Source organism: Streptomyces sp. NBC_00237, assembly GCF_026342435.1.
In the GTDB taxonomy this organism is placed as follows: Bacteria; Actinomycetota; Actinomycetes; order Streptomycetales; family Streptomycetaceae; genus Streptomyces.
The window spans coordinates 639550-664516 of sequence record NZ_JAPEMT010000002.1 but is presented as its reverse complement, the minus strand read 5'-3'; the positions used below and the strand labels follow the sequence as shown (position 1 = coordinate 664516).

Annotated in this window: 21 protein-coding genes and 3 pseudogenes; 6 read left to right on the top strand and 18 right to left on the bottom strand. The window is 69.8% G+C overall.

Translation table 11 applies throughout. The annotated features are described in order from the left end of the window. Window positions 1-15: 15 nt before the first annotated feature. Window positions 16-458: pseudogene (locus OG897_RS17230) on the bottom strand (transposase); the annotation flags it as partial. Window positions 459-824: 366 nt separating this feature from the next. On the opposite strand from OG897_RS17230, the gene OG897_RS17225 reads away from it, so the two are divergent. Both OG897_RS17225 and OG897_RS17220 read left to right on the top strand, forming a co-directional pair. Beyond that, on the top strand, window positions 825-1709 hold the full coding sequence (locus OG897_RS17225; RefSeq protein ID WP_266657762.1) for a hypothetical protein: 885 nt from the start codon (window positions 825-827) through the stop codon (window positions 1707-1709). 769 nt (window positions 1710-2478) lie between these two features. Then, a complete protein-coding gene (locus tag OG897_RS17220) occupies window positions 2479-2958 on the top strand; it encodes a ricin-type beta-trefoil lectin domain protein (protein ID WP_266657760.1) in 480 nt (159 codons plus the stop codon). A gap of 97 nt (window positions 2959-3055) precedes the next feature. Here OG897_RS17220 and OG897_RS17215 read toward each other — a convergent pair. The 3 genes and pseudogenes from OG897_RS17215 to OG897_RS17205 form a co-directional block, all read right to left on the bottom strand. Further along, window positions 3056-4495 (bottom strand): annotated as a pseudogene (locus OG897_RS17215) (NF041680 family putative transposase). Between the two features lie 128 nt (window positions 4496-4623). Next, window positions 4624-5265, bottom strand: coding sequence for a hypothetical protein (locus tag OG897_RS17210; protein WP_266657758.1), 642 nt, complete (start codon window positions 5263-5265; stop codon window positions 4624-4626). After that, the gene (locus OG897_RS17205; RefSeq protein WP_266657756.1) at window positions 5262-5843 is read right to left on the bottom strand and encodes an RNA polymerase sigma factor; all 582 of its coding nucleotides are present in this window, start codon (window positions 5841-5843) and stop codon (window positions 5262-5264) included. The genes OG897_RS17210 and OG897_RS17205 overlap by 4 nt, the downstream gene beginning before the upstream one ends. A 325-nt stretch (window positions 5844-6168) precedes the next feature. Here OG897_RS17205 and OG897_RS17200 point away from each other — a divergent pair, with 325 nt between their 5' ends. Together OG897_RS17200 and OG897_RS17195 are read left to right on the top strand one after the other, a co-directional pair. Beyond that, complete coding sequence (locus OG897_RS17200) at window positions 6169-6528, top strand: PadR family transcriptional regulator (protein WP_266657754.1); 360 nt, start codon at window positions 6169-6171, stop codon at window positions 6526-6528. Continuing rightward, window positions 6525-7397 (top strand): hypothetical protein, encoded by an 873-nt coding sequence (locus tag OG897_RS17195; protein WP_266657751.1) that lies wholly within the window; start codon window positions 6525-6527, stop codon window positions 7395-7397. Before OG897_RS17200 ends, OG897_RS17195 begins: the two co-directional genes overlap by 4 nt. 529 nt (window positions 7398-7926) lie before the next feature. Here OG897_RS17195 and OG897_RS41030 read toward each other — a convergent pair. Beyond that, window positions 7927-8634 (bottom strand): DUF317 domain-containing protein, encoded by a 708-nt coding sequence (locus OG897_RS41030; protein WP_353963759.1) that lies wholly within the window; start codon window positions 8632-8634, stop codon window positions 7927-7929. Between the two features lie 491 nt (window positions 8635-9125). On the opposite strand from OG897_RS41030, the gene OG897_RS17190 reads away from it, so the two are divergent. Continuing rightward, on the top strand, window positions 9126-9989 hold the full coding sequence (locus OG897_RS17190; RefSeq protein ID WP_266657749.1) for a nitrilase-related carbon-nitrogen hydrolase: 864 nt from the start codon (window positions 9126-9128) through the stop codon (window positions 9987-9989). Between the two features lie 363 nt (window positions 9990-10352). On the opposite strand, the gene OG897_RS17185 is transcribed toward OG897_RS17190, so the two are convergent. From OG897_RS17185 to OG897_RS17125, 13 genes and pseudogenes are all read right to left on the bottom strand, one after another. Next, complete coding sequence (locus OG897_RS17185) at window positions 10353-12452, bottom strand: NB-ARC domain-containing protein (RefSeq protein ID WP_266657747.1); 2100 nt, start codon at window positions 12450-12452, stop codon at window positions 10353-10355. A 55-nt stretch (window positions 12453-12507) separates the two neighbouring features. Next, on the bottom strand, window positions 12508-13596 hold the full coding sequence (locus OG897_RS17180) for a PP2C family protein-serine/threonine phosphatase (RefSeq protein WP_266657744.1): 1089 nt from the start codon (window positions 13594-13596) through the stop codon (window positions 12508-12510). 606 nt (window positions 13597-14202) lie between these two features. Beyond that, window positions 14203-15006 (bottom strand): hypothetical protein, encoded by an 804-nt coding sequence (locus OG897_RS17175; RefSeq protein WP_266657742.1) that lies wholly within the window; start codon window positions 15004-15006, stop codon window positions 14203-14205. A 26-nt stretch (window positions 15007-15032) separates the two neighbouring features. Next, complete coding sequence (locus tag OG897_RS17170; protein WP_266660249.1) at window positions 15033-15587, bottom strand: transposase; 555 nt, start codon at window positions 15585-15587, stop codon at window positions 15033-15035. Further along, complete coding sequence (locus OG897_RS17165) at window positions 15587-16123, bottom strand: winged helix-turn-helix domain-containing protein (RefSeq protein ID WP_266657740.1); 537 nt, start codon at window positions 16121-16123, stop codon at window positions 15587-15589. Before OG897_RS17165 ends, OG897_RS17170 begins: the two co-directional genes overlap by 1 nt. Before the next feature lie 58 nt (window positions 16124-16181). Beyond that, entirely contained in the window at window positions 16182-16442 is a 261-nt protein-coding gene (locus OG897_RS17160; protein WP_266657738.1) for a hypothetical protein, read from the bottom strand. Window positions 16443-16466: 24 nt separating this feature from the next. Further along, a complete protein-coding gene (locus OG897_RS17155) occupies window positions 16467-17597 on the bottom strand; it encodes a DnaB-like helicase N-terminal domain-containing protein (RefSeq protein WP_266657736.1) in 1131 nt (376 codons plus the stop codon). After that, window positions 17597-18865, bottom strand: a complete 1269-nt coding sequence (locus OG897_RS17150; RefSeq protein ID WP_266657734.1) for a DNA cytosine methyltransferase — start codon at window positions 18863-18865, stop codon at window positions 17597-17599. Before OG897_RS17150 ends, OG897_RS17155 begins: the two co-directional genes overlap by 1 nt. Next, on the bottom strand, window positions 18862-19737 hold the full coding sequence (locus tag OG897_RS17145; RefSeq protein ID WP_266657732.1) for a hypothetical protein: 876 nt from the start codon (window positions 19735-19737) through the stop codon (window positions 18862-18864). The genes OG897_RS17150 and OG897_RS17145 overlap by 4 nt, the downstream gene beginning before the upstream one ends. Window positions 19738-20096: 359 nt before the next feature. Then, the gene (locus tag OG897_RS17140; protein ID WP_266657730.1) at window positions 20097-20924 is read right to left on the bottom strand and encodes a hypothetical protein; all 828 of its coding nucleotides are present in this window, start codon (window positions 20922-20924) and stop codon (window positions 20097-20099) included. A 23-nt stretch (window positions 20925-20947) separates the two neighbouring features. Next, window positions 20948-22000 (bottom strand): hypothetical protein, encoded by a 1053-nt coding sequence (locus tag OG897_RS17135; protein ID WP_266657728.1) that lies wholly within the window; start codon window positions 21998-22000, stop codon window positions 20948-20950. 43 nt (window positions 22001-22043) lie between these two features. Further along, window positions 22044-23105, bottom strand: a complete 1062-nt coding sequence (locus tag OG897_RS17130; protein WP_266657726.1) for a hypothetical protein — start codon at window positions 23103-23105, stop codon at window positions 22044-22046. A gap of 91 nt (window positions 23106-23196) precedes the next feature. Further along, a pseudogene (locus OG897_RS17125) lies at window positions 23197-23628 on the bottom strand (TraM recognition domain-containing protein); the annotation flags it as partial. Between the two features lie 24 nt (window positions 23629-23652). Between OG897_RS17125 and OG897_RS17120 the strand changes: the two are divergent. After that, a complete protein-coding gene (locus OG897_RS17120; protein WP_266657724.1) occupies window positions 23653-24942 on the top strand; it encodes an alpha/beta fold hydrolase in 1290 nt (429 codons plus the stop codon). The last annotated feature ends 25 nt before the right edge of the window (window positions 24943-24967 follow it).

The following is a 24967-nucleotide window of genomic DNA, read 5'->3' as shown; positions in this document are numbered from 1 at the left end:
GTTCCGTCTGACGGGTCATGCACGAAGCCACAGGCGTATGGCCGCAACGGTCACCGTGCCGTAGAAGACATAGGCCCGCTTGTGAAACCTCGTGGCAACCGCCCGGCTCATCTTCAACTTTCCGATCAGCCGCTCCACTTCGTTCCTGCGAACGTAGGGGGCCTTCTCGAAGCTGGTGGGCCGGCCGCCTCGGCTTCCCCGGCGTAAGCGATTGGCCTGCTGATTTCTCGGCTCAGGGATGGTGTGCTTGATCTGTCGGCGCCGCAGGTAGCGGCGGTTGCGCCGAGAGCTGTAGGCACGATCGCCGCTCAGGTGGTCAGGGCGGTCCGCGGGTGCCCGCCCATCGGCCGCGGGACGCGGATGCGCTCCAGCACCGGAATCATCTGAGGCGCGTCGCCCCATTGTCCGGGTGTGATCAGTAGTGCCAGGGGCCGCAAGCCGCCCTCACTAACTAAGTTGCAGGCTGCCGTTCTAGGGGCCGGGATGCGGGTCATCTTCCGGCAGGGATGGCATCGGAACAGTCCCGGAGGGGCTGGTCTCGTCCAAGAATGCATGTGTTTCAGTCATATGTGCGAGAGGTGTTGCCGGGGTGTGAGGGCGGCGGGAAGGTGACATGAGCACACCTCTTTCGTGTCCCGGAGAAGCGGCCGACAGGCCGCTGCGGTGCCGGAACGCGGGAGTGTGTCACGGCATGGACCTCGTCCTGACGGTGCGCTGCTGGACCCGTCCCATCCCCCTGACTACCGCCGGTCCGCACCATGCCAGGGTCACGTTCTCCCCCCGGGGCCCGCCGTGCGGCAGTGCCCGGCAGAACGGAGTTCTTCGTGTCTTCCACCTCGCCAGCCCGCCGCACCTCCTGGCGGACGCGTCTGACGGCCCTGTTCGGGGGCCTCGTGCTCGCTTTCGCGGGACTGTTCGCTGTCGCGCCCGCGGCGCACGCCGACGCCAACCTGCAACTGTCCGAGTCGGGCGACCCCGTCCCGGCCAACACCCCCTACACGTACACCATCAACCTGCCCTTCATCGGCGACTCGTTCGCCAGCCAGTTCGACATCACCGCCGACCTGAGCGGTGCCGCGGCCACCTTCACCGGCTGGTCGATCGCCAGCGACCCCACCGACAGCTGCACCCTGACCGGCACGCATGTCGCGTGCACCATCTTCCCGGACAACCTCCCGGTGGATGACGGTGTGATCACCCTGACCGTGCTGCCCACCGCGGCAGGCACCGTCAACGTCACCTCCACCGCCACCGTCCCCGACTTCGGGGGGTACCAGTGGGGCACCGACAGCATCACCACCACGATCAGCGCACCCCCCGCCGCCGACCTCGCGGTCGACGTCACCGGCCAGCCGCACCTGGGCATCCTGGTCCCGTACCTGACCTACTCCCTCAAGGCCAGCAACAACGGCCCCGCCGGAGCGACTTCGGCCACCGTCACCGCGAGCCTGCCGCCCGGCGCGAGCGCTACTAACCTGTCGTCCGGCTGCACCACCAGCAGCGGAACGGTGACCTGCACCTACGGGGCCATCGCCAACGGCGCCAACAGCACGAAGTCATTCCGTATCCCGCTGCACCTGCTGTCCCTGGGACACGTGACGGTCACCGGCACCCGCACCGCTTCCGCACCCACCGACAACAACGCGGCCAACGACTCCGACACCGTCACCTGCACCGTCGTCTCCGTCGTCCTCGCCACCTGCCCATAACCCCCCACCATGGCGCCCTGTGGCCCGGTACACCCGTGCCGGATCACAGAGCGCCCACTTCTGCTGTCCCGCAGCCGTTGACTGCGGGACAGCAGAAGTTCAGCGGCTCAGGTCAGGGCACTTCAGGAAAGGCGAATTACCTGTGATCGCATACGGATACGCACCGGTTTCGGTGGAAGGCCGGTCGCAACGATCTCCCGGGCGGTGCGGGGCGGTGTCCGGGACGGGCGCGGGGGCAGGGTGAGACGGCGCACCATGAGGGTGATCACCGTCCACCCGAGGTGGGCCTCGCTGTGAGAGATCAAACACTCATAGTCCCGGACACTTCCGCGGGCCCGCATGACCCAGGAGAGCGCACGCTCCCGACAGACACGACACTCACCAAGGGCCGAGCTAAGCCGTTTCCGCGCCCTCGCATTCCCGTGCCTCCCGGAGCGCAGCACAGGGATTGCTGCCCTCTCTCTGCGCGCCCTTTGCTCCGCGAAGGCGACGCGCCTCCGCCACCCTTTCCGCCGCCCGGTCCGCCGGACCGCTGGTGTACGTGTCCGTCGTCATCGCACCGCCGCCTGCCTGGCGTCTCGACCTCGCCCCACTGCCTGCCTGTCGGGTTATCGCACGTTTCGTCTCTTTGGGGTGAACGTGGTGCGCAGAAACTGTTCGCCTGTTCTTGGCTGCTGCTCCAATTGCCTTGCGTTCAGAACAGAGTCGGGGATCCCTCTACTTGTTTGGGCGTGAATCCCACTTCGCAACAAGAACGGATTTCGCCCTCATGGCAATCGCCTTCCGCAAGACGCTCGCCCTCACGTCGCTGGCCCTGACCGCTTCCTTCCTTCCCGCCGCCGGCGCGCAGGCCACGACAACCGCCGCCCCGGCCCTGCGAGCTCCCGGGCTCTACTGCCTCGCCAATGCCTGGAACACCCCGAACGTCTCCACCAAGCCCTGCGACACGAAGGACCAGGGCCAGCACTGGACCCTCTCGGGCCACCAGATCTCCCTGACCAACGCCCCGGCCTACTGCCTCGCCAACACCTGGAACGCCGCGGACGTCTCGGTGAAGCCGTGCAACCCGAAGGACCAGGGCCAGTACTGGAACGTCTCGGGCCAGCAGATCACCCTCGCCTACGCCCCGGCCTACTGCTTCGCCAATGCCTGGAACACCCCGAACGTGTCGACCAAGCCGTGCGACACCAAGGACCAGGGCCAGCGCTGGGTGATCTTCAAGGACCAGATCAGCCTCGCCGCCGCCTGACCCCCACCGCACCACACGGCCATGCGGGCCGGCTCGCAACCCGCCTGCGCCGACGGACCCGGCTGTCAGGGCTCTTCAGAAGTCCTGAGCTTGATCCTTAAGGTCTCGCCCGGTCGCGTTCGTAGAGGGTGCTGGGGCGTTTGACGGTTTTGCCCACGTCTTGGTGAGTGGTGGGGTGCCGGTTCTTGGAGCCGGGTGGGCGTCCGGGGCCGGGTCGGCTGGGTTTGGGCACTTGGGCCGGGCAGGGCAGGTGGGGTCGCAGGTGCCGGAACCCGCGACGGACGCGGGTGGGAGTGAGGGCGGTGCCGGGCCGGGTGGTCTTCTCCCAGGGCTTGCGCACGTCGACGGTGAGCGGTGCGGCGAGGCGGAGCTGGGCGTGCGCGACGATGACGATCCAGGTCCAGCGGTCCGCCGCCTGCGGATCGCGCATACGCGGCCGGGCCCAGCCGAGGGGCTGCTTGAACAGGCGAAAAGTGTGCTCAAGATCGAATCGGCGCAGGTAGCTCGACCAGATGAAGTCGACATCGTCCGGGGTGGCGCCGGTGGCCGAGGACCACAGCCATACCGGCGGTGCGTCGCGGTCACGCGGCAGGTGATCAACGTTGAGGCGGATCAGGGTGCCCTCGATGACGGGGAGTTCGTCGTCGTGGTCGATCCAGGCAGAACGCTGCTGGAGGCGGGGGTGGAGCCGGTCCCACGCTTGAGCTTCGGCTGTGCCGTAGCGGGGTGTGTCGTTGACTGTGACAGCGGCCGGCTTGGGCCAGGTCTGCGGGTCTGTGAGGCGGAACCCCTTGCCGTGCCGCGGTGGCCGGCCGCCCTGGGGGTCGTGGACGCGTGGGGGTTTCGGGAGCCGTAGGTTGCGGTCCGAGCGCAGCCGGCCGACCAGTTCCACGGGCAGGTCGCGCAGCAGCCAGGCCAGCCGCATGACCTCGTAGCCGGCGTCCATCACGATCAGCACGTCCCGGTCGCCCGGATGCCACTGACCGACCGTGATGAGGCGCTCGGCCACGCTGCGGAGCTGGCCGGCAATGACGGCCGCGGCGTCGTCGGCAGGCCCGAGCCGGACCACGTCCAGGACCTGGGTCCACGAGGTGCGGTCGGGTGTCAGCGCGGCCACGAAGGAGTACGGCCAGCCCGGGATGATCTGCGCGGCCTGCCGGGAACGGCCGTGAACGTGACAGAAGAGCCGCTCCGGCGCGCACGCGGCGTCCGAGCGCAGCCACGGGGAGACGTCCACGGTGAGGACAAGGCGCCCGTCGAAGCGCGGCAGTGGCAGGGATGTCAGCAGCTCCCGCAGAGCATCGGTGTCCAGGCGGCCGTGATTGAGCGCGCCGTACAGCGATCCGTAGCCTCGCCGATGCTCGGCTGTCAGAGAGAGTTCGACCGGTGTCCGCGCCGGTCAGTCCGCACACAGCAGCGCGTCGACGAGGTCGAAGAACGCATCGGCCCGCGCGGACAGACACCCGTAGAAGGCAGTCCGGAAGCCGGAAAGTTCTATGAACGCCTTCTGCTCACGGACTTGTACCAGCGCACCCATCCCATGGCCTTCCTCGTGAACTTCCGCAACTCGTAGCAGAGTTCAGCATCACGAGGAGGGCTGCCCTCATGCCCTGAGGTCATCCAGAAGAGTGACCGCACGACCAGGCCGAGGGGGAAGGCTCAGGCTTAGGGGTTGGTTCCGGGGGTGACGTAGCCGGCGCCGATTCCGTTGTCGGATGCGGGGACGCAGTCGGGGATGTGGCGCACCACGGACAGGGCGAGGCCGCCGATGCCTCCGTTGGGTGTTGGTGTCGGGGTGACCAGCAGGTGCTCGCCCTTGGGGACGGCGCTGAGCCTGATGAGTGTGTCGCGTCCGTCTGCGGACTCGGGGAACACCTTCTGGCTGTCGACGGTGTTGTCGCGGTCGACTGTGGTGGTGCACGAGGGCGAGTAGGCCATCACGGCTGCGGGGACACCTGCTTGGCGCAGGGCGTCCTGGAGGCCGGGGATGCCCTTGGCGTCCATCAGCCGCACGGCGATGGTGCCGTTGGGGACGGACTTGACTGTGTAGGTGGCGGTGACGATGTCAATGCTGCTGCTGGTTGCAGCACGGTGCGGGGCCGGCGCGTCGGAGGGGGAGGGGCCGGAGAGGGCCACCGGCACGGCGACGGCCACTGCGGCTGCAGCGGTGACGGCGCCGAGGGCGAAGGTGAGCCGGGGGCGCGGGAGCTGCACCCGGGTGCGGTGGCCCCTCGGGGTGGGCAGGGCGCTTGCGCGGGCGTGGAGCTCGTCGGCGAGCTGCTGCTTGAAGTGCACGGGGGTGTTCACTGGGTGGCCTCCAGGACAACGGTTTCACGGTGGTCGGCGCGCATTTGCCCGCTGGTTCTCAGGGCCTTTCGGGCGCGGAAGAGGCGGACCCGGGCGGTGGCCGCACTGATGTTCAGGGCCTGTGCGGCCTCGCGGGTGGTCAGGCCGTCCAGGACGACCAGGTCCAGCACCGCGCGCAGCGGCTCGGACAGCGCGTCGTGGGCCGCGGCGAGCTGCCGGGCGGCGCGGGCGGCGTCGATCCGTTCCACGAGGGCGCTGATGTCCTGGTCGTCGAGCACGCGTCGGCCGGTGATCCGGGCGACCGCGTGCTGTTCGCGGGTGCTGCCCCGCCAGTGCGCGGACAGGACGTTGCGGGCGATGCCGTGCAGCCAGGCGACGGGCGCGCCACGGCGGGCGTCGTAGGTGTGCGCGTTCTCCAGCGCGGCCACGAAGATGTCCGCGGTGAGGTCGGCGGCCAGGTGCGGGCGGTCGACACGGCGGGTGACGAAACCGAGCACGGTGTCGAACTGCTGCTCGTAGAACGCGGCGAACCCGGCGGGATCGCGTGTGGGTGGTGCTAGGGGATGCTCCGCTTGCACGGATGGCTCCTCGGGGACAGGTCGGGCGGGTGGTGCCGTACAGCTCTACTTGGCCGCAGCGCTCAGAAGCGTTACATCCCGCTGCTGCTCTCCGGCTCTGAGCGGGGCGTACCACGGGGCGCAAGCTTCCCTACAGCCCGCGACATGAGCCGTTCCTGTTCCTGTTGCTGAACCCGAGCCGGGCTGGCAGCCCTTGTCGTGAACTGAGTGACGGGTGAGCGGACCGTCCTTGTCGAGCTCGCTGCCCTGTTGGGGGGGCAGGAGTTCACACCCGCCGCATGAGTCGTCCAGTGACATATGACGTTGGCTGACCTATGGTGCTGTCATGACAGACCGTCCGATGCAGGAACCGACCCTGCTGCTGCTGACCGCGCTCGCGGACCAGCCGCGCCACGGGTACGCGATTGTCCAGGAAGTCCTCGCCATGTCCGGCGGCCGGGTACGGCTGCGCACTGGCACCCTTTACGGCGCCCTCGACCGCCTCCTCAAGGAGGAGCTGATCGAGATCCACAGCGAGGAGACCGTCGAGGGCCGGATGCGCCGCTCGTACGCCCTCACCGCGAGCGGCCGCACGACGCTCACCACCGAGGCGCAGCGACTGCGGGCGACCGCCGCCGAGGCGGAACGCCGCCTGGGCCTGACCCTCCGCCTGCCCCGCCTCAACCAGAAGGAAGCCACCGCGTGAACCGCGAGACCAGCCGCCTGCTGCGGCTCTACCCGGCCGCCTACCGACGCCTCCACGGCGAGGAACTGGCCGGCACCTACGCGGACGCCGTCGCCGGCGCCGGCCGCACAGCCCGGCTGCGGGAGGCGGCGGACCTCGCCGGACACGCACTGCGAGTCCGGCTCCGGGCCACCTCCGCAGACCCGGCCGGACGGGCACTGGGCGCGGCGGCCCCGTACGTGGTGGGGATTGCGGCGGGGCACGCCCTGATGGTGGCCCTGTGGATCGCCACCGGGATGCAGTACTTCGATCCGCACCAGCGCATAGGCAACGGAAAGACGGCGCTGGCAGCCGCCGCACTGATGGCACTGGCGGCATCCGCCGCAGTCCACGGCCGGTGGCAGTGGACCCGCCTGCTGGCAGTGGCGACTGCCGTGACGACCCTGGCGGGCGCGCTGCTGCACCCTGCAGGCACTGCCGTGCCGGGGCTGCTGCACGCCGGCCTGATCGCCGTCCTGATTCTGGGCTGCCCGCCGGACCTCCCGCCGCAATCGGGCCGGGCCCGCAGCCGGGTGGCCGCGATGACGCTGCTGCTGGCCGTTCCGCTGGTCGGCATCAGGGCGGCTACTCCAACGCAGAACGTCGGGCCGGCCATGTGGACGCTGGTGCTGCTGGCCGGAGCACTCCTCATCGCGGTCGCAGCCCAAGGCGGGCGCGACCACCGCGTGACGGGAATCCTCGTGGCCTCGCTGCCCTGGGCCGTGCTGCCGGTACTCGGTTACCGGCTCGTGGGGCAGTACCTGATCTGGATCGCGATCACCTACCCACTCGCCTACGGGATCGGCCTCCTCCTCCACCGTCTGCGCCCCCGCACCATGGGCAACGCCTGAACGCTGCCGCTTCGGCCTGTGCCGGAACGACCGGTCCTGCACCGGCCCCTGAGTACGCGGTGCAGAAGAGAACACGATGCGACACGAGGTGACTGTTCCTTATGGTCGCGATGATCCTCGTGGACCTTAAGGATCAAGCTAACGCTGCCGGGCGCAGCAGGAGCCCATGCCCTGACGTACGGAGGTCCCCCACCAGCTACTTCGTGGTGGGGGACCTCCGTACGTCAGCTTGCCTGGGGCGATGACGGTCGTGATCCCACGCGACGGTGAAGCCGGGCTGCCGCCTTCACCTCGAATGGAGGGACGGGCAGGCGGCGGTGTTGGCTGGGCCGAGGGGAGGAGCGGCACGGCGGCAGGCGTTCTCACACAGGCGGAGGGGTGGTTGAGCGCGGCAGCGTGGTACCGCAGAGCAGTAACAGCTCGGGCGGGTTCCCCCTCAGCTGGAGGACGTTGCAGCCCTGTACGTCTTCCCTCTCGATCGCTGCAAGGGCATCTCGCATCCGACGCGCCAGACCGCCCAGTCTGCTGATCAACACCATTGTCGTGCGGTGGAGTTGCTCGATGGCATCCTCAAGGTCAGGGCGACCAGGGGACTCGGGGGATGGGTCGGGCAGTCGGTCCCTTGAGTCCCTCGGCATCGGGCGGGGGCTCGCTGATGGCGTGCTGTCTGCGTGAGGTCAGCGGCGTGTGGCCGCGCGGGTGGTGGGGCGGGGGTCGGTGTGGGCTGGGCGCGGTGTTTCGTGGCAGGTTGCGGCCCGGTGAGGCGGGTGCCGGTTCCGGTGGCGAGTTCTTCGGCGAGGTTGGCCAGGAGGGCGGCAGGAGTGGCGGTGGACGCGCGTACTACCCAGGTGGGGTGGTCGGTGCTGTGGCCGCTCCAGAGGGTCCATCTGGTCATCCCGGCAGACGGGTTGGGGCCGCCGGTGGTGCCGACGTGGATGCCTGCGTCGTTCTGGGGTGTGGTCCAGGCGATGCTGTTGGGGGATGGGGTGGAGGTCCATCCCGCGTCGAGGAGGGGGCGTGCCGCTTCGATGACGGCCAGGCCCGTGGCGTGCTCGCCGACGGTGGGCTCCAGCGCGTCCGCGTCGGTGAGCGAGGTGAGCAGGGTGCGCAGGAGTGGTCCCGGGGTGTCCCGAGTGAGGGTGAGGTGCCAGGTGCGGTCGGAGACGGGGGTTTCGTACGCGGCGATCGTCCAGGCAGGTTCGCGGGCGTCCGGCTCGTGGACGAGTTCGACGCGCAGGGTCTGTTCTTCGTGGATGGCGTGGGTGTATCCGTCGGACCAGGTCCGCCACCTCTCCCAGAGAAGTCCTCATGTTCAGGGTTTCTGATGGAACTTCACTCGGGACATGAGTGTCCGGTACGGCTTGATCCTGCAGATGTCGGTTGACGGCGGCTACAGGGAATTCCCTGCGTACGGCCAGCTCTGGTGTGACCTTGCGTGGTCGGGGTTGCCATCGCCAGGGGTGGTGTCGCAGAAGCCGTGTCGGGTGCTGAATGCTCAGGGCGCAGGTCTTTGCGCGGGGCATGTGGGCGCCCGTCGCTGACAGGGCGGAGGATCGTGTCCCGTACGGCCCAGGAGCGGTGTCCGATGGGGTGGCGAATCGTTCTTGCTGTGGTGCGGTCGCTCGGACCGCCAGTCGCAGAAGGACCTCCTGACCGATGTCACAGCCCGTTCGTGTTGTATTCCGTTCTGCCTGCCGTACTGCGCCGATCTTCGGTGAGGGTCTGCGGGTGGCTCTGTATCAGGGGCAGGGTCCGGTCGGCAGCCGGGAAGCGGTGAAAGAGAACCTGGAACGTCTGGCCGAGGTGACCGCGCTGGCGGCGGACTACGGCTGCCAGGTGGTGGTGTTCCCGGAGAAGTACACCACCGGTTACGCGATCGGCCCCCGGGAGTGCCGGGAGCTGGCCGAGCACCGCGAGGGGCCCAGCATCGAGCGGGCGCGGCTGGTGGCCAAGGAGCACGGCCTGGCCGTGGTGCTGCCCTACCCCGAGCGGGACGGGAGTGCGTTCTACGACTCGATCAGTGTGATCGCCTCCGACGGGCTGGTGGCGGCGAACTACCGCAAGACCCACCTCTACGGGGCCGCCGAGCGGCGCAATTACTCCTTCGGGCAGGACTTGCCGCCCGTCGTGGCCCTCAACGGCATCAAGGTGGGTGTGCTGAACTGCTATGAGTGCGAGTTCCCGCCGCTGTACCAGTACCTCGCCGAACAAGGTGCGAAAATTGTCATCGGGCCCACGGCGGCGGACGGCCACTTCCGCCTCGCCGACGGCACCATGAGCCAGGTCCCCTACCAGGACGCCACCCGCCACATCATCCCCGCGATGGCCAGCATCTGGCGCCTGTTCATCGCCTACGCCAACCGCCGCGGCTGGGAACAAGTCCCCGCAGGCGCCTGGCAGTACCAGGGCAACTCCGGCATCTGGGCACCCGACGGCCAACCCCTCATCGCCGCCACCGCCGAAGACCGCCACCACGACTGCCTGCTGATCGCCGACTGCCTCCCTGCGGCGGTACCCCCCTTCAGCCCCGAAGGACACCACCCCACCGACAACCGCCTCACCCTCCACCCCGTCCTGCGCCCCGCCCGCTGATCACCCCTCACCACCGGCGCCGACGAACAGACGTCACGCGGCCATACCGGCACTGATCACACGCGCAGCGTGACCGCTGATGGCCAGTCAGTTCCCCACTCCCCGGCCGCCCTGCGAGCTGCTCTCTGCGATGGCCTGACTTGGGCGGTGAGCTCCGGGCCCAGCGTGCCGTGCATCCGATACCAGACATGCGGGCGGAGGTTGCGCAAAGTCTCTGCTTCCAGACGGCGCTGCAACTTCTCGCGCGGCCACGGACAGCGCGAGAGCGACGACGATCAGAGCCCAACGAACCCACCACACACCAGGCCATTGAGCATTCCGCATACCAACAGATCACCCCTCCAGCGTCAGCACGGTCGGCCGTTACAACGTTTTCCCCTGCGCGCTGGGCGGTGTGAGCGGGTCCGCGGCGTTCTGGTCGGTGCGGTGGCCGTTGCGGAAGGCGATGGCGTACGCGTCGTCGCCGAGGGAGTGCCGGGCCTGCTGCTCGCAGGAGGTTCGGGTGGCGGTCCACTCGGTGACTCCGACCTGCGGCTGGCCGAGGTTGTCCCACAGCTGTTGGGCGAGGCCGAGCAGGTGGGCGGTGTCCGTGGCGCGGCCGTCCGTCGCTGCGGCGACGGCGAGCACGTCGAGGGCCATGGCCATGCCCAGGGGATCCCGCAGCCGCCGTTTGACGGTCCAGGAATTCCGGGCATGTACCAGGGCTGCGGCAGGGTGGCCGCGTGCCAGCTCGGCCCGTGCGCACATGAAGTCGCCGTAGGCGCGCAGCCACTGTTCGCCCTGCCGGTCGCAGTCGGCACGCATGTGGTCGAGCACGGTGACGGCCTCGTCGATGTGGCCGTCCATGATGTGCGCCAGGGAACGGACGAGTGCGGCCGCCAGCGGGGGGTGGGTCAGCCGGTTGCACTGGTGCCGGTCGAGGACACCTCGTGCCAGGGGCACGGCGCGGGCGACGTCGCCGCACATGACGGCGGAGAGCGCCTCGATGGAACGGGCGCGTTCGGCTCCCTCCGTATCGGCGAACCGGGCGGCCGTGTCGGCCATCTCGGTCACTTGGGCACCGGCTTCGCGGGGATCGCCGAGAGTGATGAGGACCAGGGCCTCGGCCCACAGCGCCCTGAGGCGTTCCGGCGACGGCTCAGTGTCCTCGGCCAGGGCCCGCCGCAGGTAGTACTGGCCCTCCTTGTCGAATCCGCACGCGTGCCAGAAGAACCACAGGTTTCCTGACAGCATCAGCGCGCTGTGGCCCTGAGGGTGGGCCAGAGCGAAGTCCAGGGCGGTGCGCAGGTTGTCGTGCTCGTCCGTCGTCCGGCTCCGCAGTTCGACCTGGCGGGGGCCGAGCCAGGCGGCGTCCGCACGGCGGGTGAACTCCTGGTAGTACGCGAGGTGCCGACGCCGCAGCCGATCCTCCTCGCCGAGCTCGCGCAGCCAGTACGCGCCGTACTCGCGCAGGGTGTCCAGCATCCGGAACCGTTCCGTGCCGTCGGCGGTCGGCTGCCAGGTGACGAGGGAGTTGTCCACGAGAGCGCCGAGAAGCGCGGGGATGTGCTCTTCGGGCAGGTGCTCGTCGGAGCACACCGCCACGGCAGCCTCGCTGTCGAAACTCCCGGCGAAGACTGACAGCCGTGCCCACAGCAGCCGCTCGGCCGGCGTGCACAGTTCATGGCTCCAGCCGATCGCAGTGCGCAGGGCCCGGTGCCAGGGCGGGTCCGCGTCCACCGACCCGTCGGCCGCGTGCAGGACCTCGAACCGTTGTGCCAGGCGCCCGACGAGCTCGGCCACGGGAATCTCGGCCAGCCGAGCCGCGGCGAGTTCGATGGCCAGCGGCAGCCCGTCAAGGATCCGGCACAACTGCGCCACGTGGGCCACGTTGGCGGCGGACACGGTGAAACCGGGCGAGGCGTCGGCCGCCCGCCGGGCCAGCAGCGTCACCGCCGCTGAGTCGTCGATGTCCTGGCCAGGACCGGGCACCGGCAAGGGGTCGACGGTGACGACCTCTTCCACCATCAGCCCCAGCCGCCGACGGCTGGTGGCCAGGATCCGCAGTCCCGGCGCGGCCCTCAGCAGCACTTCGGCGATCATTGCGCAGGTGTCCGTAAGGTGTTCGCAGGTGTCGAGCACCAGCAGCAGGTTCCGGCCCTCCAGGTATTCCGCCACCACGTCGAGCATGGGGCGGGTGGTCTGGTCGGCCAGCGGCAACGCCTCCGCAACCGCGTGGGCCACCAGCGCTCCTTCCTGCAGCCCGGCGAGCTCCACCCACCACACTCCGTCGGTGAAGTCGGACTGTTGCTGAAGCGCTGATTCCAGGGCCAGCCGGGATTTTCCCACCCCCCCTACGCCGGTCAGCGTTACCAGTCGAGCACGGCGGCCCAGCCGCGCCAGCTGGTCCAGCTCCGCACGCCGCCCGACCATCGCGGCAATTGGCGTCGGCAGGTTCCCCAGCCGTTGCCCGGCCTGTGCCATGGCAGTCTCTCCTTGTCTCGTATCCAGTGCGTCATCGGGAAGCGAGTCTCGCGGCTCATGGTCCGATCGCGGGTGCGTCTCCTCTGGGTCCGCACGACCCTGCTGCCCTTTCGCTGCGCACGGCAGCGCGGGGTTCGCAGATCACCAGGGCCAGATCGTCCTGGAGTACGCCGCCGGTGTGCGCGGTGACCAGGGACACCAGGGCATCGAGCGAGTCCCCCAGCAGGGGCTGGCACAGCGCCTGGCGGACCGCTTCGTCCAGGGCGAGCATTGTTCCCTCGGCATCCCGTGCCTCGCTCAGTCCGTCGGTGTAGAGCAGCAGCCGCTGGCCTGCTCCGAGCCGGACCCGTTGCAGGCCAGGGACGGGATTCAGCCCCAGAGGGGGCGAGTGCTGGCGCGGCGGGAGCGGCTCGGCCCGGCGCCCGACCCGCAGAGGGGCAGGGTGCCCGCAGTTCACCAGCCGCACCTCGCCCTGTGCGAATTCGGCCAGCACCACCGTGACGAAGTCCTCCGCGCCGAGCGCGGGGTTGATCCGGGCGTCGAGGTAAGTGGCCAGATCCACCAACGCGGGCGTGGTGTAGGCGCCGTCGCGGAAGGCGCAGACGGTCGCCGCGCACAGCAGGGCCGCCTCCGGACCGTGGCCACGCACGTCCCCGATCACCACACGCAGTCCATAGGGCGAATGGGCCAGGTCGTACAGGTCACCGCTGAGACCGCTGCGATCGACGGCGTGGTGGCGCGAGGTGATGCCCACGCCACCGACCTCCAGAGCCAGTGGACGCAACACCGCGTTCTGTGACTGCCGTACGGCACGAAGCACTTCGGCCTCCAGCGTCGCTCGACGGTACGCACCGCAGACGGCGGCGCCACCGCAACCAAGCTGGACGAGGCAGAAGAGGACTGTGTCGGGCAGAGGGGCCCCGCCACGGCTCACGTAGATCGCTGCGGAGAGCGCGACGGACCAGAACGTGACGGCGGCGGTGGGGCGCGGCCCCAGACGTATGCCCGCGAGGACGGGTCCCAGGAGCAGCATGCTGGACAGTGGCTGCCAGGCCGTCACCACGGCTGCCACGGCGACCAGGGCCCCCACGACCAGGATCGCCGGTAACGGGCCCACGGTTCCGTACCACTGCCGAAATGCCAACTCTCCCCCACCTCTTCACACACGGTGAGCACGCCACTATTCCGGAAGGGCGTGAAGGTGGGTTCCGTTGGCTGAATATGCCCGCTACTGACCGATCATGTCTGGAGGCTGCCACGATGCATCACTGGTTATGCCACTCGCACGGGACGATGATCTGAGCCCTGGCTGATCCGGGAGTGTTCAATGATCGGATCTTCCAGGAATTTCGTAGGTGTTGATCCTTTTCGCGATCCGAGTACGTGAGTGACTGCCCGGCGGCAGGCTGGTGACGTGTGACGTCACGCTCGAGGGCGTGCTGCCACAGTTGGCCGGGGTGCACGTTGAGCGGGTGGAGGCTGGCGAAGGGATCCTGCTGGTTACAGCGGTGACCAGAGACGACGCCGATGCTGTCTGTTCCGGGTGCGGGCGGTCCTCGGACTGGGTGCACTCCCGGTACGTGCGGCATCTCGCGGACCTGCCGGAGATCCTTGACCACTGCCAGAGCCACCCTTGCCTCCCCCGCATCAACACGGCTGAGGAGAACCGCAATGAAATGAAACCGCTTCAGCAATCCTGAAGAACCCTCATCCGGCTCAAGACCACACGATCGAGTGAGGAATGCTGCGGCTAGGGCATGGAACGGCGCCTGGGGAACGGCCTCTGGGGGTGGGGAACATGAGGCTTATTGCATACCGTGTTCGCGTCGAGGAAGTCGTCGAGGATTGTGTCGCGGTCGCCCTGGTCGGCGGCGTAGGCGGGCACGGATTCCGGGATGGGTGCGGGAAGAGGAACCGGGGGGAGCGGGCTGGCTTCCGCGAGGGCTGCTGCTGCGGCCCTTTCGTTGTCGGTGAGCGGGGCGGCACCGGGCCGGACGGCGTCTTGGTTGAGGCGCACGAACTCGGTGAGCGCCATGTGGGGGGTTGCGTAGGTGGTGGCGATGACGCGCAGGTGGTTCTGGTCGTGGAGGTGGACGCTCTCGCCGTCGCGGTAGGTGCCGGCCGCGACGGTGGTCCACCCGTCGTGGGCGTGGATGATGAGGCGGCCGTCGCGGATGTCGTCGTGGATCTTCTGGGCCTCGTTCGAGACGTCGCGTATCTCCTGGCGGTCGAGCCAGGGCATGGGGTGGTCGTGCCAGTCCCATTCGGTGTCGATGTCCTCCTGCAGGTCGACGGTGATCGTCACGTCTACGCCCGCATTGCGGAGGGCTCGGGCAGCGTGCTCGGCGTAGTGGGCTTCCTCGCTGTCGATGCGGGCCAGGACCATCGTCTGCTCGGTCGCGGGAACGAAGCCGTGCTGGTGCAGGACGGCTACGCTCCCGCGACCGAGGCCGCTGGCGGCGCGGTCGGGCTCGATGAGGGTGGCGATCACCGCGCTGGAGTGGGTGGGGTGCTTGCAGAGGAGGATGCGGGCTGTCGGGTCGTCTGAGGCCATGCGCTGCTCGATTCGTGGCTGGTGGGCTACTGAGGTTCTCGGGGTGGTGTCGGTCGGGGGTTGATGGTCAGCCCTGTGCCTGCGAGGAGGCCGTCGATGATGTCGGGTCGATGCTGGATGCGGCGTAGGCCGTGGTGGAGGGTGCGGGTGAGATGGCCGATGTCGGTGAACGCGGTGTTGGCGAGCGGCCCGCGTCGTAGCAGCGACCAGACACCTTCGACCGGGTTGAGGTCGGGCGCGTAGGTGGGCAGGTGGACGAGGGTGAGCCAGTCGTGTTCCGCCGCGTACTGGCGCAGTGCGGGAGAGCGGTGGGTATTGAGGTTGTCCCAGATCAGCGTGATGGGGCCTCCGAGTTGGATGTGCGCGCGGACGATCAGGTCGCGGTAGTCCTTCCAGCCGAATCCCTTGCGCCCGGTGTTGCACGGCGGCTGGAACCGGGGCCGGTAGATCAGCCGGGACGGCTCTCCGGGCTTGTAGCAGGTCAGGGCTGCGACGGAGATCCGGCGCCGCGAGCGGCCCCAGACCCGGACCACAGGAGTGTGGCCGCGTCGGCCCCAGGTGCGTGCGCGTGGCGGCGACATCACGAACCCGGCTTCGTCCTCGAAGACGATCCAGGCTCCGAGCGCCGCCGCGGTGCTTCCACCTGCGGCCACACCTCCTTCTTCCACAACTCCACCGCGTCCTCGTCGCGTTCCAACGCGCGGCGGGCCGGGCACTGCCAGGACCAGCCGTGCCGGTGCATCAGCCGCCAGACGGCCGCCATCGAGCAGGTGACCTGGAACTTCCGGGCGATCACCTCCTTGATCCGGGCCACGGTCCACCGCTGGTCCTCCCAGCCATGGGCCGCCGGTCCGAGAGCCAACTCCTGTTCCAGCACAGCGAACTGGGAGTCCGAGAGCCTGGGCAGCTTGGCCGGTCCTTTCGAGGCCAGTGCTGCCAGGCCGCCATCTCGCCATGCTCGCCTCCACCGTTCCACCGACCGCTCACTGACCCGCAGATCTCGGGCGATCACCGCCGTCTTGTCTCCACGGGCAAACCGCTCGCCGGCTACACGACGGACCCGTTCCCGGAACCGCTGCCTCTCGGCGGTCAGCCCACCACCCTGCGGATATCGCATGACTCCGGCGTACCGCAGGGATCAAGACCCGTCACCACCCGACAACAACCCGAAGAGATCAGTAGTTGATGTGGTGGTCCCGCATGAATGCCGCCGGGTCAGTGGAGGGGTGGGGGGTCCCAGGCCCGGGCGGCTGGGTCCGGCGGCGTGGACGGGCAGCACGGCCGACCAGGGTGAGGCCGGTGGCGCCGAGGATGACCAGGGTGATCACTGTGACGGGAGCGGGCAGCTGGGTGTGGAGCAGGACCACGGCGAGGGGCACGAGTCCGCAGGCGAGCGCGATGCGCTGCCGTCGCGGGTCGTGGAAGGGAGTGCGCAACGGGAGTCTTCCGGGAGGGAGAGGTCATCGGGCGGTGCGGGCGGTAGGAGGTCGTGCCGGGCGGGTGACGGGAGCGCGTGCGGTGGCAGGGCCGGGCGGCGGGGGTGGGTGGTGCAGGTACTGCCAGCGACGGTGGGCGGCCGTGACGGGGGCGAGGGCGCGGCGGCTGCCTATCAGGAGCTGGTGCACGGTGTTGACCGGGTCATTCGCGTAGGCGCGGATGTGGTGGGCGGCGAGGCGCGCGGAACGCAGCAGGGACTGCTGGAGGATCTGTTCCGCGCAGTAGACGGGGTCGTCGGGGCTGGGCTGCACCAGGGCCAGAACTGTCTGCGGGGTGACGTGGCTGGTGAGGAGACCCTGGTGTTCGGCCTCGCCGAGGACGGTGATGGGGTCGAGGGGTTCGCCTCGGTGGGCCATGGCGGTCAGGCACCGGTACAGCCCGCCGTGCAGCGGGAGCGCGAAGTCCTCGGGCCGCAGCGCCCGCAGTGCGTGGAACGAGTCCGGCAGACGCACGACACCCGCCAGCAGCCCCTGCTCGCAGGCGAGTTCCCGGTCCGACGGCACGTCCTCGGGCGCCTCGGGGAGGGTGGTGCGCGGTGCGGTGCCGGTCGGCGAGCCGATCTGCTGTTGCAGGGCCTCCACGTGCACCAGCAGGCGTGCGCACTGCTCCGCGACCGTGGTGGCCGGGGCGGGCAGCCGGGTGTCTGCAGCCGTGTGGGCGAGCCGGTCCGCGTGGGTGTGCAGGCTGCGGCGGGCGTGTCCGGTCTGGATCATCCGTGCGTACGCGGCGGCGTGGGCGGGCTCGGGGCAGGAGCTGACCAGCTGGTGGAGGTAGGGCAGGGTCAATCCCCGGGCCTGTGCCACGGCGGTGGTGAACACCTCATTGATCCAGCGCAGGCTCGGCAGCGACGGCTTCGACTCCCCAGCGCGCTGGGTCACTTGGGGGGCGAGTTGCTGGATTGCGGCGAAGAGGCTGCCGTGCACGTGGGTGGTGAAGTGCTCGGGGGTGACGTGGCGGATGCCGGGGGTGAGCGCGGGGTGGATGAGGAGGGCGCCGAGCAGTGCCTGCTCGGCGAAGTCCACCGGCTGAGGGGGCGTTCCGGCGTACGGGACGTCGTCGTCCGGCACGGGGCGGTTCTGTGGGCGGGCGGGCATCAGGCGGCCAGGGTGAAGTCGTCGGTGGTCAAGGTCCTGTCCAGGAGCGGGGCCAGCAGGTGCAGAGCTAGGCGCGGGGGGACCGCGTTGCCGATCTGGCCGAACTGCTGGCCCTTGTTCCCGGCCCAGGGGTAGGCGGCGGGGAAGGTCTGCAGGGTGCCGGCCTCGGCGGCGGTGATCCGGATGGGATCCGGCGGCGTCACCGGGTCCTGGTCCGGCTGCGCGGGGGCGGGCTCGGCGATCCAGACGCACTCGTTCGCGCGGTGTCCGAAGAAGAGAGTGCCAGCGGGCTCGTCGCTGCTGCGGGTGGTGGCGTTGGCCTGGTTGTTGCTGCGCAGCGCCCAGGCCCACCGGTGCGCCTCCGCGGTGAAGGTGGGCGCCGGGCGGTCGGCGGGACGGTTGTCGCGGGTGCCGTGCCGGGCGGCCCAGCCCGCCCCCTCCCGCCGCGACCGCAGGACAACTCCGGCGGGGCGGGGCGCCCAGGTACCGCGGTCGCGGGCATCCGACAGCGTCTTGCGGGAGCCCGAGGGGAAAGGCTCGGGCCCGCCGCCGGGGCCGCCGCCCGCGCACACGGTGGGCGTGGGCCGGTCGGTGGCGCCCCAGCCCAACGCCTCAGCCATGGACACCCAGCGGGCGCGGCCCGGCCCGAACAGGCTCTCCGGCTCAGCCACCTTCGCATGGGTGGGCGGCGGCGGCGTGGCAGTCCGGGTGCGCGAGGCGAGCAGGATCGCCCGCCTGCGCGTCTGGGGCACCCCGTAGTCCGCCGCGTTGAGGATGCCCGCCCACACCGAGTACCCCCAGCTGCGCAGGATGGACGCGTACTGCTTCCACAGCGCAAGGACGTCCGGGACTTCCTCCATCGCCACCCACTCCGGATCGCCGACCGTGTGCAGGGCGTGCAGGTAGCGCATCGGCTCGGCGGCGAGCAGCGAGCGAGGGTCGCGGCAGGCGGCGAGGAGCTTCTCGCGGCTGTCGCGTCCCCGGGCGAGGTCGGCGACCGCCTGGTGAACGAGCGGTTGGTCGAGCAGCCCGAGCCGCCTGCCGGCCATGCTCCACGCCTGACACGGAGGGGAAGCGATCAGCGCCTTCACCCGCCCGACGAAAGGAGCTGTGGGGTACAGCGCCACGTCGGTGCGCACCGTCAACTGACCAGCCGCGGCCCGGGTTTTGCAGGCCCACTCATCCCACTCCAGGCCCACGTCCCGGATGCCCAGGGCGGCCAGAGCGTGCGACCAACCACCAGGACCCGCAAATAGATCCAGGATCAAGAGGCCAGCCCGAAAGCATCCTGCGTCGGCTCCGGGTCGGAGCCACGGCAGGACCACGGCGAGCACCCGTCCGCCACTCCCCGCTCCAGCTCCTGGGCGTCCGGGCCATCTGCCAACTCCGTTTGCAGAGAAGCCCATTCCGCGGCGGTGACGTGATCGACCGGCGCCTGGTCGAGCGGGACCCGGGAGCGGTGCAGGAACGCCTGGCCCAACAGGGGGTTGCCGGTGGCGGTGGCGCGCGCGTTGCCGGCGCGGATCGCGGCGTCGAAGGCGACGACGTCCTCCCACTCCCGCGGCGAGGTGTCCCGGATATGACGCCACTGAGCATTTCCATGAAAGGGACACCCCAGGCACGAAGATTTTGGTGTTTCCGCCAGTCCGATCGAGGAGAGATATCGTGTGCAGTCGGACCGCGACCAGTTCATATCCGTGATCAAAGGGTGCCGGTTGTGCATGTACTTGACGTCGGCGTCCTTCGCGCGGTGGAATTCATCCGTGGAAATGCCGATCCACTGCTCTACCCAGACGTCCCTCGGGATACGCGTGGGGTAGGGGTATCCCAGAAGGTCACGGATAGCCTTCTTGATCGGTTTTACCTTGTATTCCCCGGTGCACTGACGCCTGGTCATCCCTGGTCTGCCGTCCTGGTTCAGAACGTAGAGAGGCATGGAGGCGAACCGCTTTTCCGGGTTCAGGGCGTCATCGCGAATATTTCCTGCCGAGACGCGCAGGATGGGAATCCCGGCAGGTTTCGCTATTTCCCGTTCAAGGCGGTCGAGGTGGATATAGACGGCTTCAGGTTCCCACCCTGTGTCGGCAAAAATGGCATAGTCGACCTTGGGGAGAATTCCCTCTGCTGAGAGGGCGAGCATGGCACTGGACTGAATTCCGGCACCGAGAGAAATCGCGCGGAAGTGAGGAGAGGAGGGGATGGGGGTCCTTGTGGTGAGTGGCGCCGTCCAGGCGGCAGCCAGGAAGGAGAGAGGGGGATGAGTGCAGAGCGGGGAGATGAGGGCGGCGGGAAGGCGGTTGACGAGGTACGGGGACATCTGGTCGGAGCGTTACGCCGACCAGAGCCCTTCGTGTCCGTTGCCCGGTTGGGGATTTGGGCGCGGGCTCCCCATGCGCCGTCGGTAGTTCGTCGTGCCTGCACGATGCGCTCGGGTGGCACGGCCACGTCGTGGAGGTGACCGGCTGGGGGGAAGGTCAGCGTGGCCTGTGTGCGGCCGGGTCAGCGGCGTGGGGCGGCGGGACCGGGCGTGGGGGCGGTGGCGGGCACCGTGGCGAGGGGGCGTGCGGTCGGCGGTGTGGTGCCGGCCGGGCGGCTGGCCAGCCCGGCGAGGTGGGCGCGGCCGGTCCCGGTCAGGTGGACGCGCGCCTGGTCCTGCCAGTACTGGTACTCCCGGGGGATCGGCGCCGACTCGATCAGCCCTTGGGCGGTGAGCGCGCGGACGGTCGCGATGGCCACCGGGGTACGGGATTCGATGTGCGGGGAGCCGAGGGGGTCGGTCAGCGCGACGTGCCCGCACGCGACAGCCGACAGGGCGTCGTTCTCCGCCGCGGACAGGAGCAGGGCCTGGGGACTGAGGTCCTGGATGCCGCGGACACGTAGTTCGTGGGCGACGCTGGCGGCGCTCACGGCGAGGTCCTCGGCGCCGAGACGGGTCAGCGCGCGGGCCACGGTGATCGCGGTGCTGCGCGTGGCCGGTGCGCCGGTGGTCTCCAGCGTGCGGTGCAGGACGTCGAGTTGGGCGGCGGCGCTGTCGGTGAGGTGGGTGAGCTGGCGCAGGCGGGCCGCGATGTCACGGGCGGGTGTCTGGTGGCGGGGGAGGGTGGCGGTCACCTCGTGGAGCAGGTCGCGGGTGTGGCGTACGAGGCGCTGCGCAGAGGTGCGGGGGGCGGTCAGCTGGTCCGCGTGGGAGGGGGTGTCCAGGCGGTGGTCGGCGAGCAGGTCGTTGTGGCGGGCGACGTCACCGGCCAGGGCCAGGATGCGTTCGGGCAGGCTCGGGGGCGGTGCCACGTCGAAGAGCTGCTGGTGTGCGTCGGCGGCGGTGTCCAAAGGGCCCCGTTTCAGGGAGGAGGTCAGCGGGAGCGGCCGGCGGCGGGTGCCGGCAGGGGTGGGGCGGGGCGTCTGGTGGTCAGGGCGGCGGGGCGTGGTCGGGCGAAGGAGGCGGCGAGGTCGCGGCGTCCTGCTGCGGTGAGGTGGACGCGCTCGTCGCGGAACCAGTCGTCCGGGCAGTCCTCGCGCATCACCAGACCGCGGTTCTCCAGGGCGCGGATGGTGCTGATGCTGACGCGGATGTCCTCGCGGCGGAGGTAGGGCTTGTCGTGGGTGATCGCCACCTCTCCCCGGGCTACCGCGCGCAGGGTGGTGCTCTGGGCCGTGGTGAGGCCGGGCGGCTGGTACTCGGGTACGAAGCCTCGGTTGCGGCGCTCGACGATGAAGAGTTCGGCGGTTGCCAGCGCGTCCGAGGCGCCGAGGGCGGTCAGGCTGGCGGCCAGGGTGAAGCGTCTGCCGGCCTCCCGGCGGGCGTCGTGCTCGGTCAGGACCGCCAGGAAGCCGTCGCCGAGCTCGACGGGAAGACGTGCGACGGTGTGGTCGAGGATGTCGACCGCATCGATGAGATGGTCGGCGGCATCGTTTGCGAGGTGGGCCAGCTGACGCACGCGTGCGTACACCGCGCGGATCTCGGGGCTGTGGTACATCGACTGCGCGTTGAGAGTGCCCACGATGCTGAGGGCGGATTGGGCCACGAGCTGGGCAGAGGCCGCCTGCCTATTCAGCATGACGGTGGGGGGCGAACCGGCGAAGTTGGTGCCCTCGTACGGGTTGTCGCTCAGTGCGCAGGCGAGGTCGGCGCTGGCCAGAGCGGTTCCGGCGAGCACGGCCGAGAGGGACTCCAGACCGTAGCGGCTGCCGGGCAGTTGGGTGTACGGGCCGTGGGTGAGGGCGGTCAGCTGCTGGAGGGTACGGGCGGTGAGCTGCTGGCTCTCCAGCAGCAGGGGGGATATCTGCTCGTGTGCGTCGGCGCCGGGTTGGAAGCTGAGGGCCGCGAGGCGGAGGTGGAAGGCTTCGAAGTCGTCGCCGAGGGTGCGTAGTTCGGTGATCTGCTCATTGAGGTCGGTGGCGGGCACGAAAGCGGGATTCCTTGGAGTGGTGTGTTCAGGGGGCGGCAGGTCAGCGGCGGGGACCGGTACCCGGCGACACCTGCCGGGGCAGTCCCGGCGTGCGGGAGGGCGGGGCGGCGGGGGTGGCGAAGGGGTCGGCGAGCAGGTCGCGGACGGCGACGCTTCTGCCGTGCGCCAGCAACGAGCAATAGGCCACGACTACCGCCCCGAGAGGACGCTCGGTTTCCCGGGGAAGTCTGTACATCGCCTCCCGGAGTCCGTAGTTGAGGTCGAACTCCCGGAACCCGCTCAGCTCCAGCGACTCCTTGGCGAGCGGGTCGAACGAGGTGGTCGCGACGATGCCGTACTGGGCCAGATGGAAGGTCACGTCGTGCCGGGGTACGCCTTCCGGCAGCCCGGTGCTCATGAGGTACACGGCATCGGCATCGGCGAGGACCAGGTCCAGATAGGCGTCGGCGACAACATCCTTGGAGCCGAGGCCCGTGGGCACGGCGAAGTCCAGGGCGGACTCACCCGGTACCAGACCGTGGTCGCGCAGGACGCGGACGGCCTGCGGACAGCGCGGGTTCACGGTGACGCGCGCGTTGCCGTCGAGGCCCGTGCCGAACAGCACATCGAAATCGTCGGGAACCACATTCAGCAGCTGCGACAAAGCAGGAGGCGCCTGGCGCGTCGTGTCGGCTCCCAGGGCCAGCGCATCGCTGTGGCCCCACTGCCACGCGGAGCGTTCGCCGGCAGGGGCACCCTGGGCTGCGGCTCGACCCGTGGCCCCGTAGGCGTAGGCCCGCTGGGTGCTGCTCTGTTCCTTCGTCTCGTCCCAGTGCTCCCACGGCCACATGTTGGGGATCACGTAGTGGCCGTGGGCGTCCGGGGTCACGGCGCGGGAGAAGGCTTCCCCGTTGTGTCCCGCGTCCGCGTCGAAGCGCAGTGTGTCGCCGTCCCACCGGCCCGTGAGGCCCGATCCGTCGGCGTTGAGGTCTACGACGAGCCGCTGCGCAGTTTCGTGAGTGACGGTGAGGGGCTCGTATCCGGTCCAGGCCGGGGACGTTCCGCGGCCCAGGTAGGGGCCGCGGGTGCTGCCTTCGATGATGACAAGGTGGAGGTTGCTCAAGGGGCTCGATTCGTGCGGCGGGTGCGGGGAAGCGGCGGGAAGGGTGGCGAGGGGGCGGTGGGCCGAGGGGTGGGGATCTTGCGGGGGACGGTTATGCGGCGGTGCCGTAGTCGTTCCGCTGCGGGGTGTCCTTGGCGAGCGCGCGGGTGGTGATGGCCTGGGCGGCGCGGGCGGACGCGGCGGCCACCTCGGCGGCACCGGGCTCGGCGTACCAGGGGCGCAGATCGACCATCGCGGCCCTCAGACCGGTGGCGAAGCAGATCGCGGTGCCCTTCGGCAGGGCGCGGATCGCGTCGGCCGGCAGGATGCGCTCCTGGCGCATGGACACGGAGGTGCTCTTCCCCGATTCCGAGTGCGAGGTGGAGGTGGTGGCCACATCGTGATCACCGATCAGACGGGACAGTTTGTCGGCGAAATCGGGGTCGTCAATGCCGGAACCGATAATTTTGATGGTGGACGCGCTCCACATGCTGTCCATTCCCGCATCGCCCCACGTTTTCTGACCCTGCCGGTACGACTGCAAATGACAGATGAGAGGGTCACGCGGGTGAGTGAGATACCGATGAACACCCTGCAATACCGCTTTGACGGGCCAGAAGACGCTCCTGTCCTTGTCCTGGGCCCCTCGTTGGGTACCACATGGCACATGTGGGACCGACAGATACCCGAGCTGTCCCGCACCTGGCGCGTGTTCCGCTACGACCTTCCCGGGCACGGCGGCGCGCCCGCCGAACCCGTGGCGTCCGTGGGCGACCTGACCGCTCGGCTGCTCGCCGTGCTCGACGAGCTGGGCGTCCAGCGCTTCGGGTACGCGGGCTGTTCGATCGGCGGCGCGGTCGGCGCGGAGCTGGCGCTGCGGCACCCGCACCGGGTGGCCTCGCTGGCGCTGGTCTCGGCGTCGCCCCGGTTCGGGACGGCCGACGAGTTCCGGCAGCGCGGCGTCATCGTGCGGACCAACGGCATGGACCCGATGGCCGCGTCCGCGCCCGGACGCTGGTTCACACAGGGGTTCGCCGCCGCCCAGCCCGCCATTGTGGAGTGGGCCGTGCAGATGGTGCGGACCACCGAACCCGGCTGCTACATCGCCGCCTGTGAGGCGCTGGCCGCCTTCGACGTACGTCCCGAGCTGGGACGGATCGCCGTGCCCACCCTCGTCGTGGTCGGCGAGCAGGACCAGGTCACCGGTCCTGGCGACGCACGGACCCTGGTCGCGGGAATTCCCGACGCCCGCCTCGCGCTCGTCCCGGGGGCGTCCCATCTGACGCCCGTCGAGCAGCCCGCCGCCGTCACCGACCTGCTCGTACGGCACTTCTCGTCGGCCTGGGACGACGGCAGCACGACCCTGCTGGCACCCGTGCCGCCCGCGCCGGTTCCCGCTGCGGCGCCCGCGCCCGAAGAGGTCCCCGAAGCGCCGCCCGTCCCCGTGAGCGAGCCCGGGCCGCTCGCCGCCGGGCGGCCCGATCCGTACGACGCGGGTCTGAAGGTGCGCCGCGAGGTGCTCGGCGAGGGGTACGTCGACGGGGTGCTGGCCGGTGCGGACGAGATGACCGGCGACTTCCAGGACCTGCTGACCCGGTACGCGTGGGGCGAGGTCTGGGCACGGGACGGCCTGGACCGGCGCACCCGCAGCGTCGTGGCCCTCACCGCGCTCGTCGCGGGCGGGCACCAGGCGTCCCTGGCCACCCACGTCCGGGCCGCCCTGCGCAACGGCCTCACCCCCGTCGAGATCCGCGAGGTGCTGCTCCAGACCGCCGTGTACTGCGGGGTTCCGGCGGCACAGGCGGCCTTCGAGACCGCCAGGGAAGTGGTCCGGCAGGAGACCACGCCACAGCCGTAGCAGGATGGGAGCCATGACCAGCAGC

What these genes read in the sequence shown, in the direction of transcription:
- OG897_RS17220 (WP_266657760.1), top strand. Translation starts at nt 2,479, where the DNA reads ATGGCAATCGCCTTCCGCAAGACGCTCGCCCTCACGTCGCTGGCCCTG.
- OG897_RS17200 (WP_266657754.1), top strand. Translation starts at nt 6,169, where the DNA reads ATGACAGACCGTCCGATGCAGGAACCGACCCTGCTGCTGCTGACCGCG.
- OG897_RS17185 (WP_266657747.1), bottom strand. Translation starts at nt 12,452, where the DNA reads ATGGCACAGGCCGGGCAACGGCTGGGGAACCTGCCGACGCCAATTGCC.
- OG897_RS17175 (WP_266657742.1), bottom strand. Translation starts at nt 15,006, where the DNA reads ATGGCCTCAGACGACCCGACAGCCCGCATCCTCCTCTGCAAGCACCCC.
- OG897_RS17170 (WP_266660249.1), bottom strand. Translation starts at nt 15,587, where the DNA reads ATGTCGCCGCCACGCGCACGCACCTGGGGCCGACGCGGCCACACTCCT.
- OG897_RS17165 (WP_266657740.1), bottom strand. Translation starts at nt 16,123, where the DNA reads ATGCGATATCCGCAGGGTGGTGGGCTGACCGCCGAGAGGCAGCGGTTC.
- OG897_RS17155 (WP_266657736.1), bottom strand. Translation starts at nt 17,597, where the DNA reads ATGCCCGCCCGCCCACAGAACCGCCCCGTGCCGGACGACGACGTCCCG.
- OG897_RS17145 (WP_266657732.1), bottom strand. Translation starts at nt 19,737, where the DNA reads ATGCTCGCCCTCTCAGCAGAGGGAATTCTCCCCAAGGTCGACTATGCC.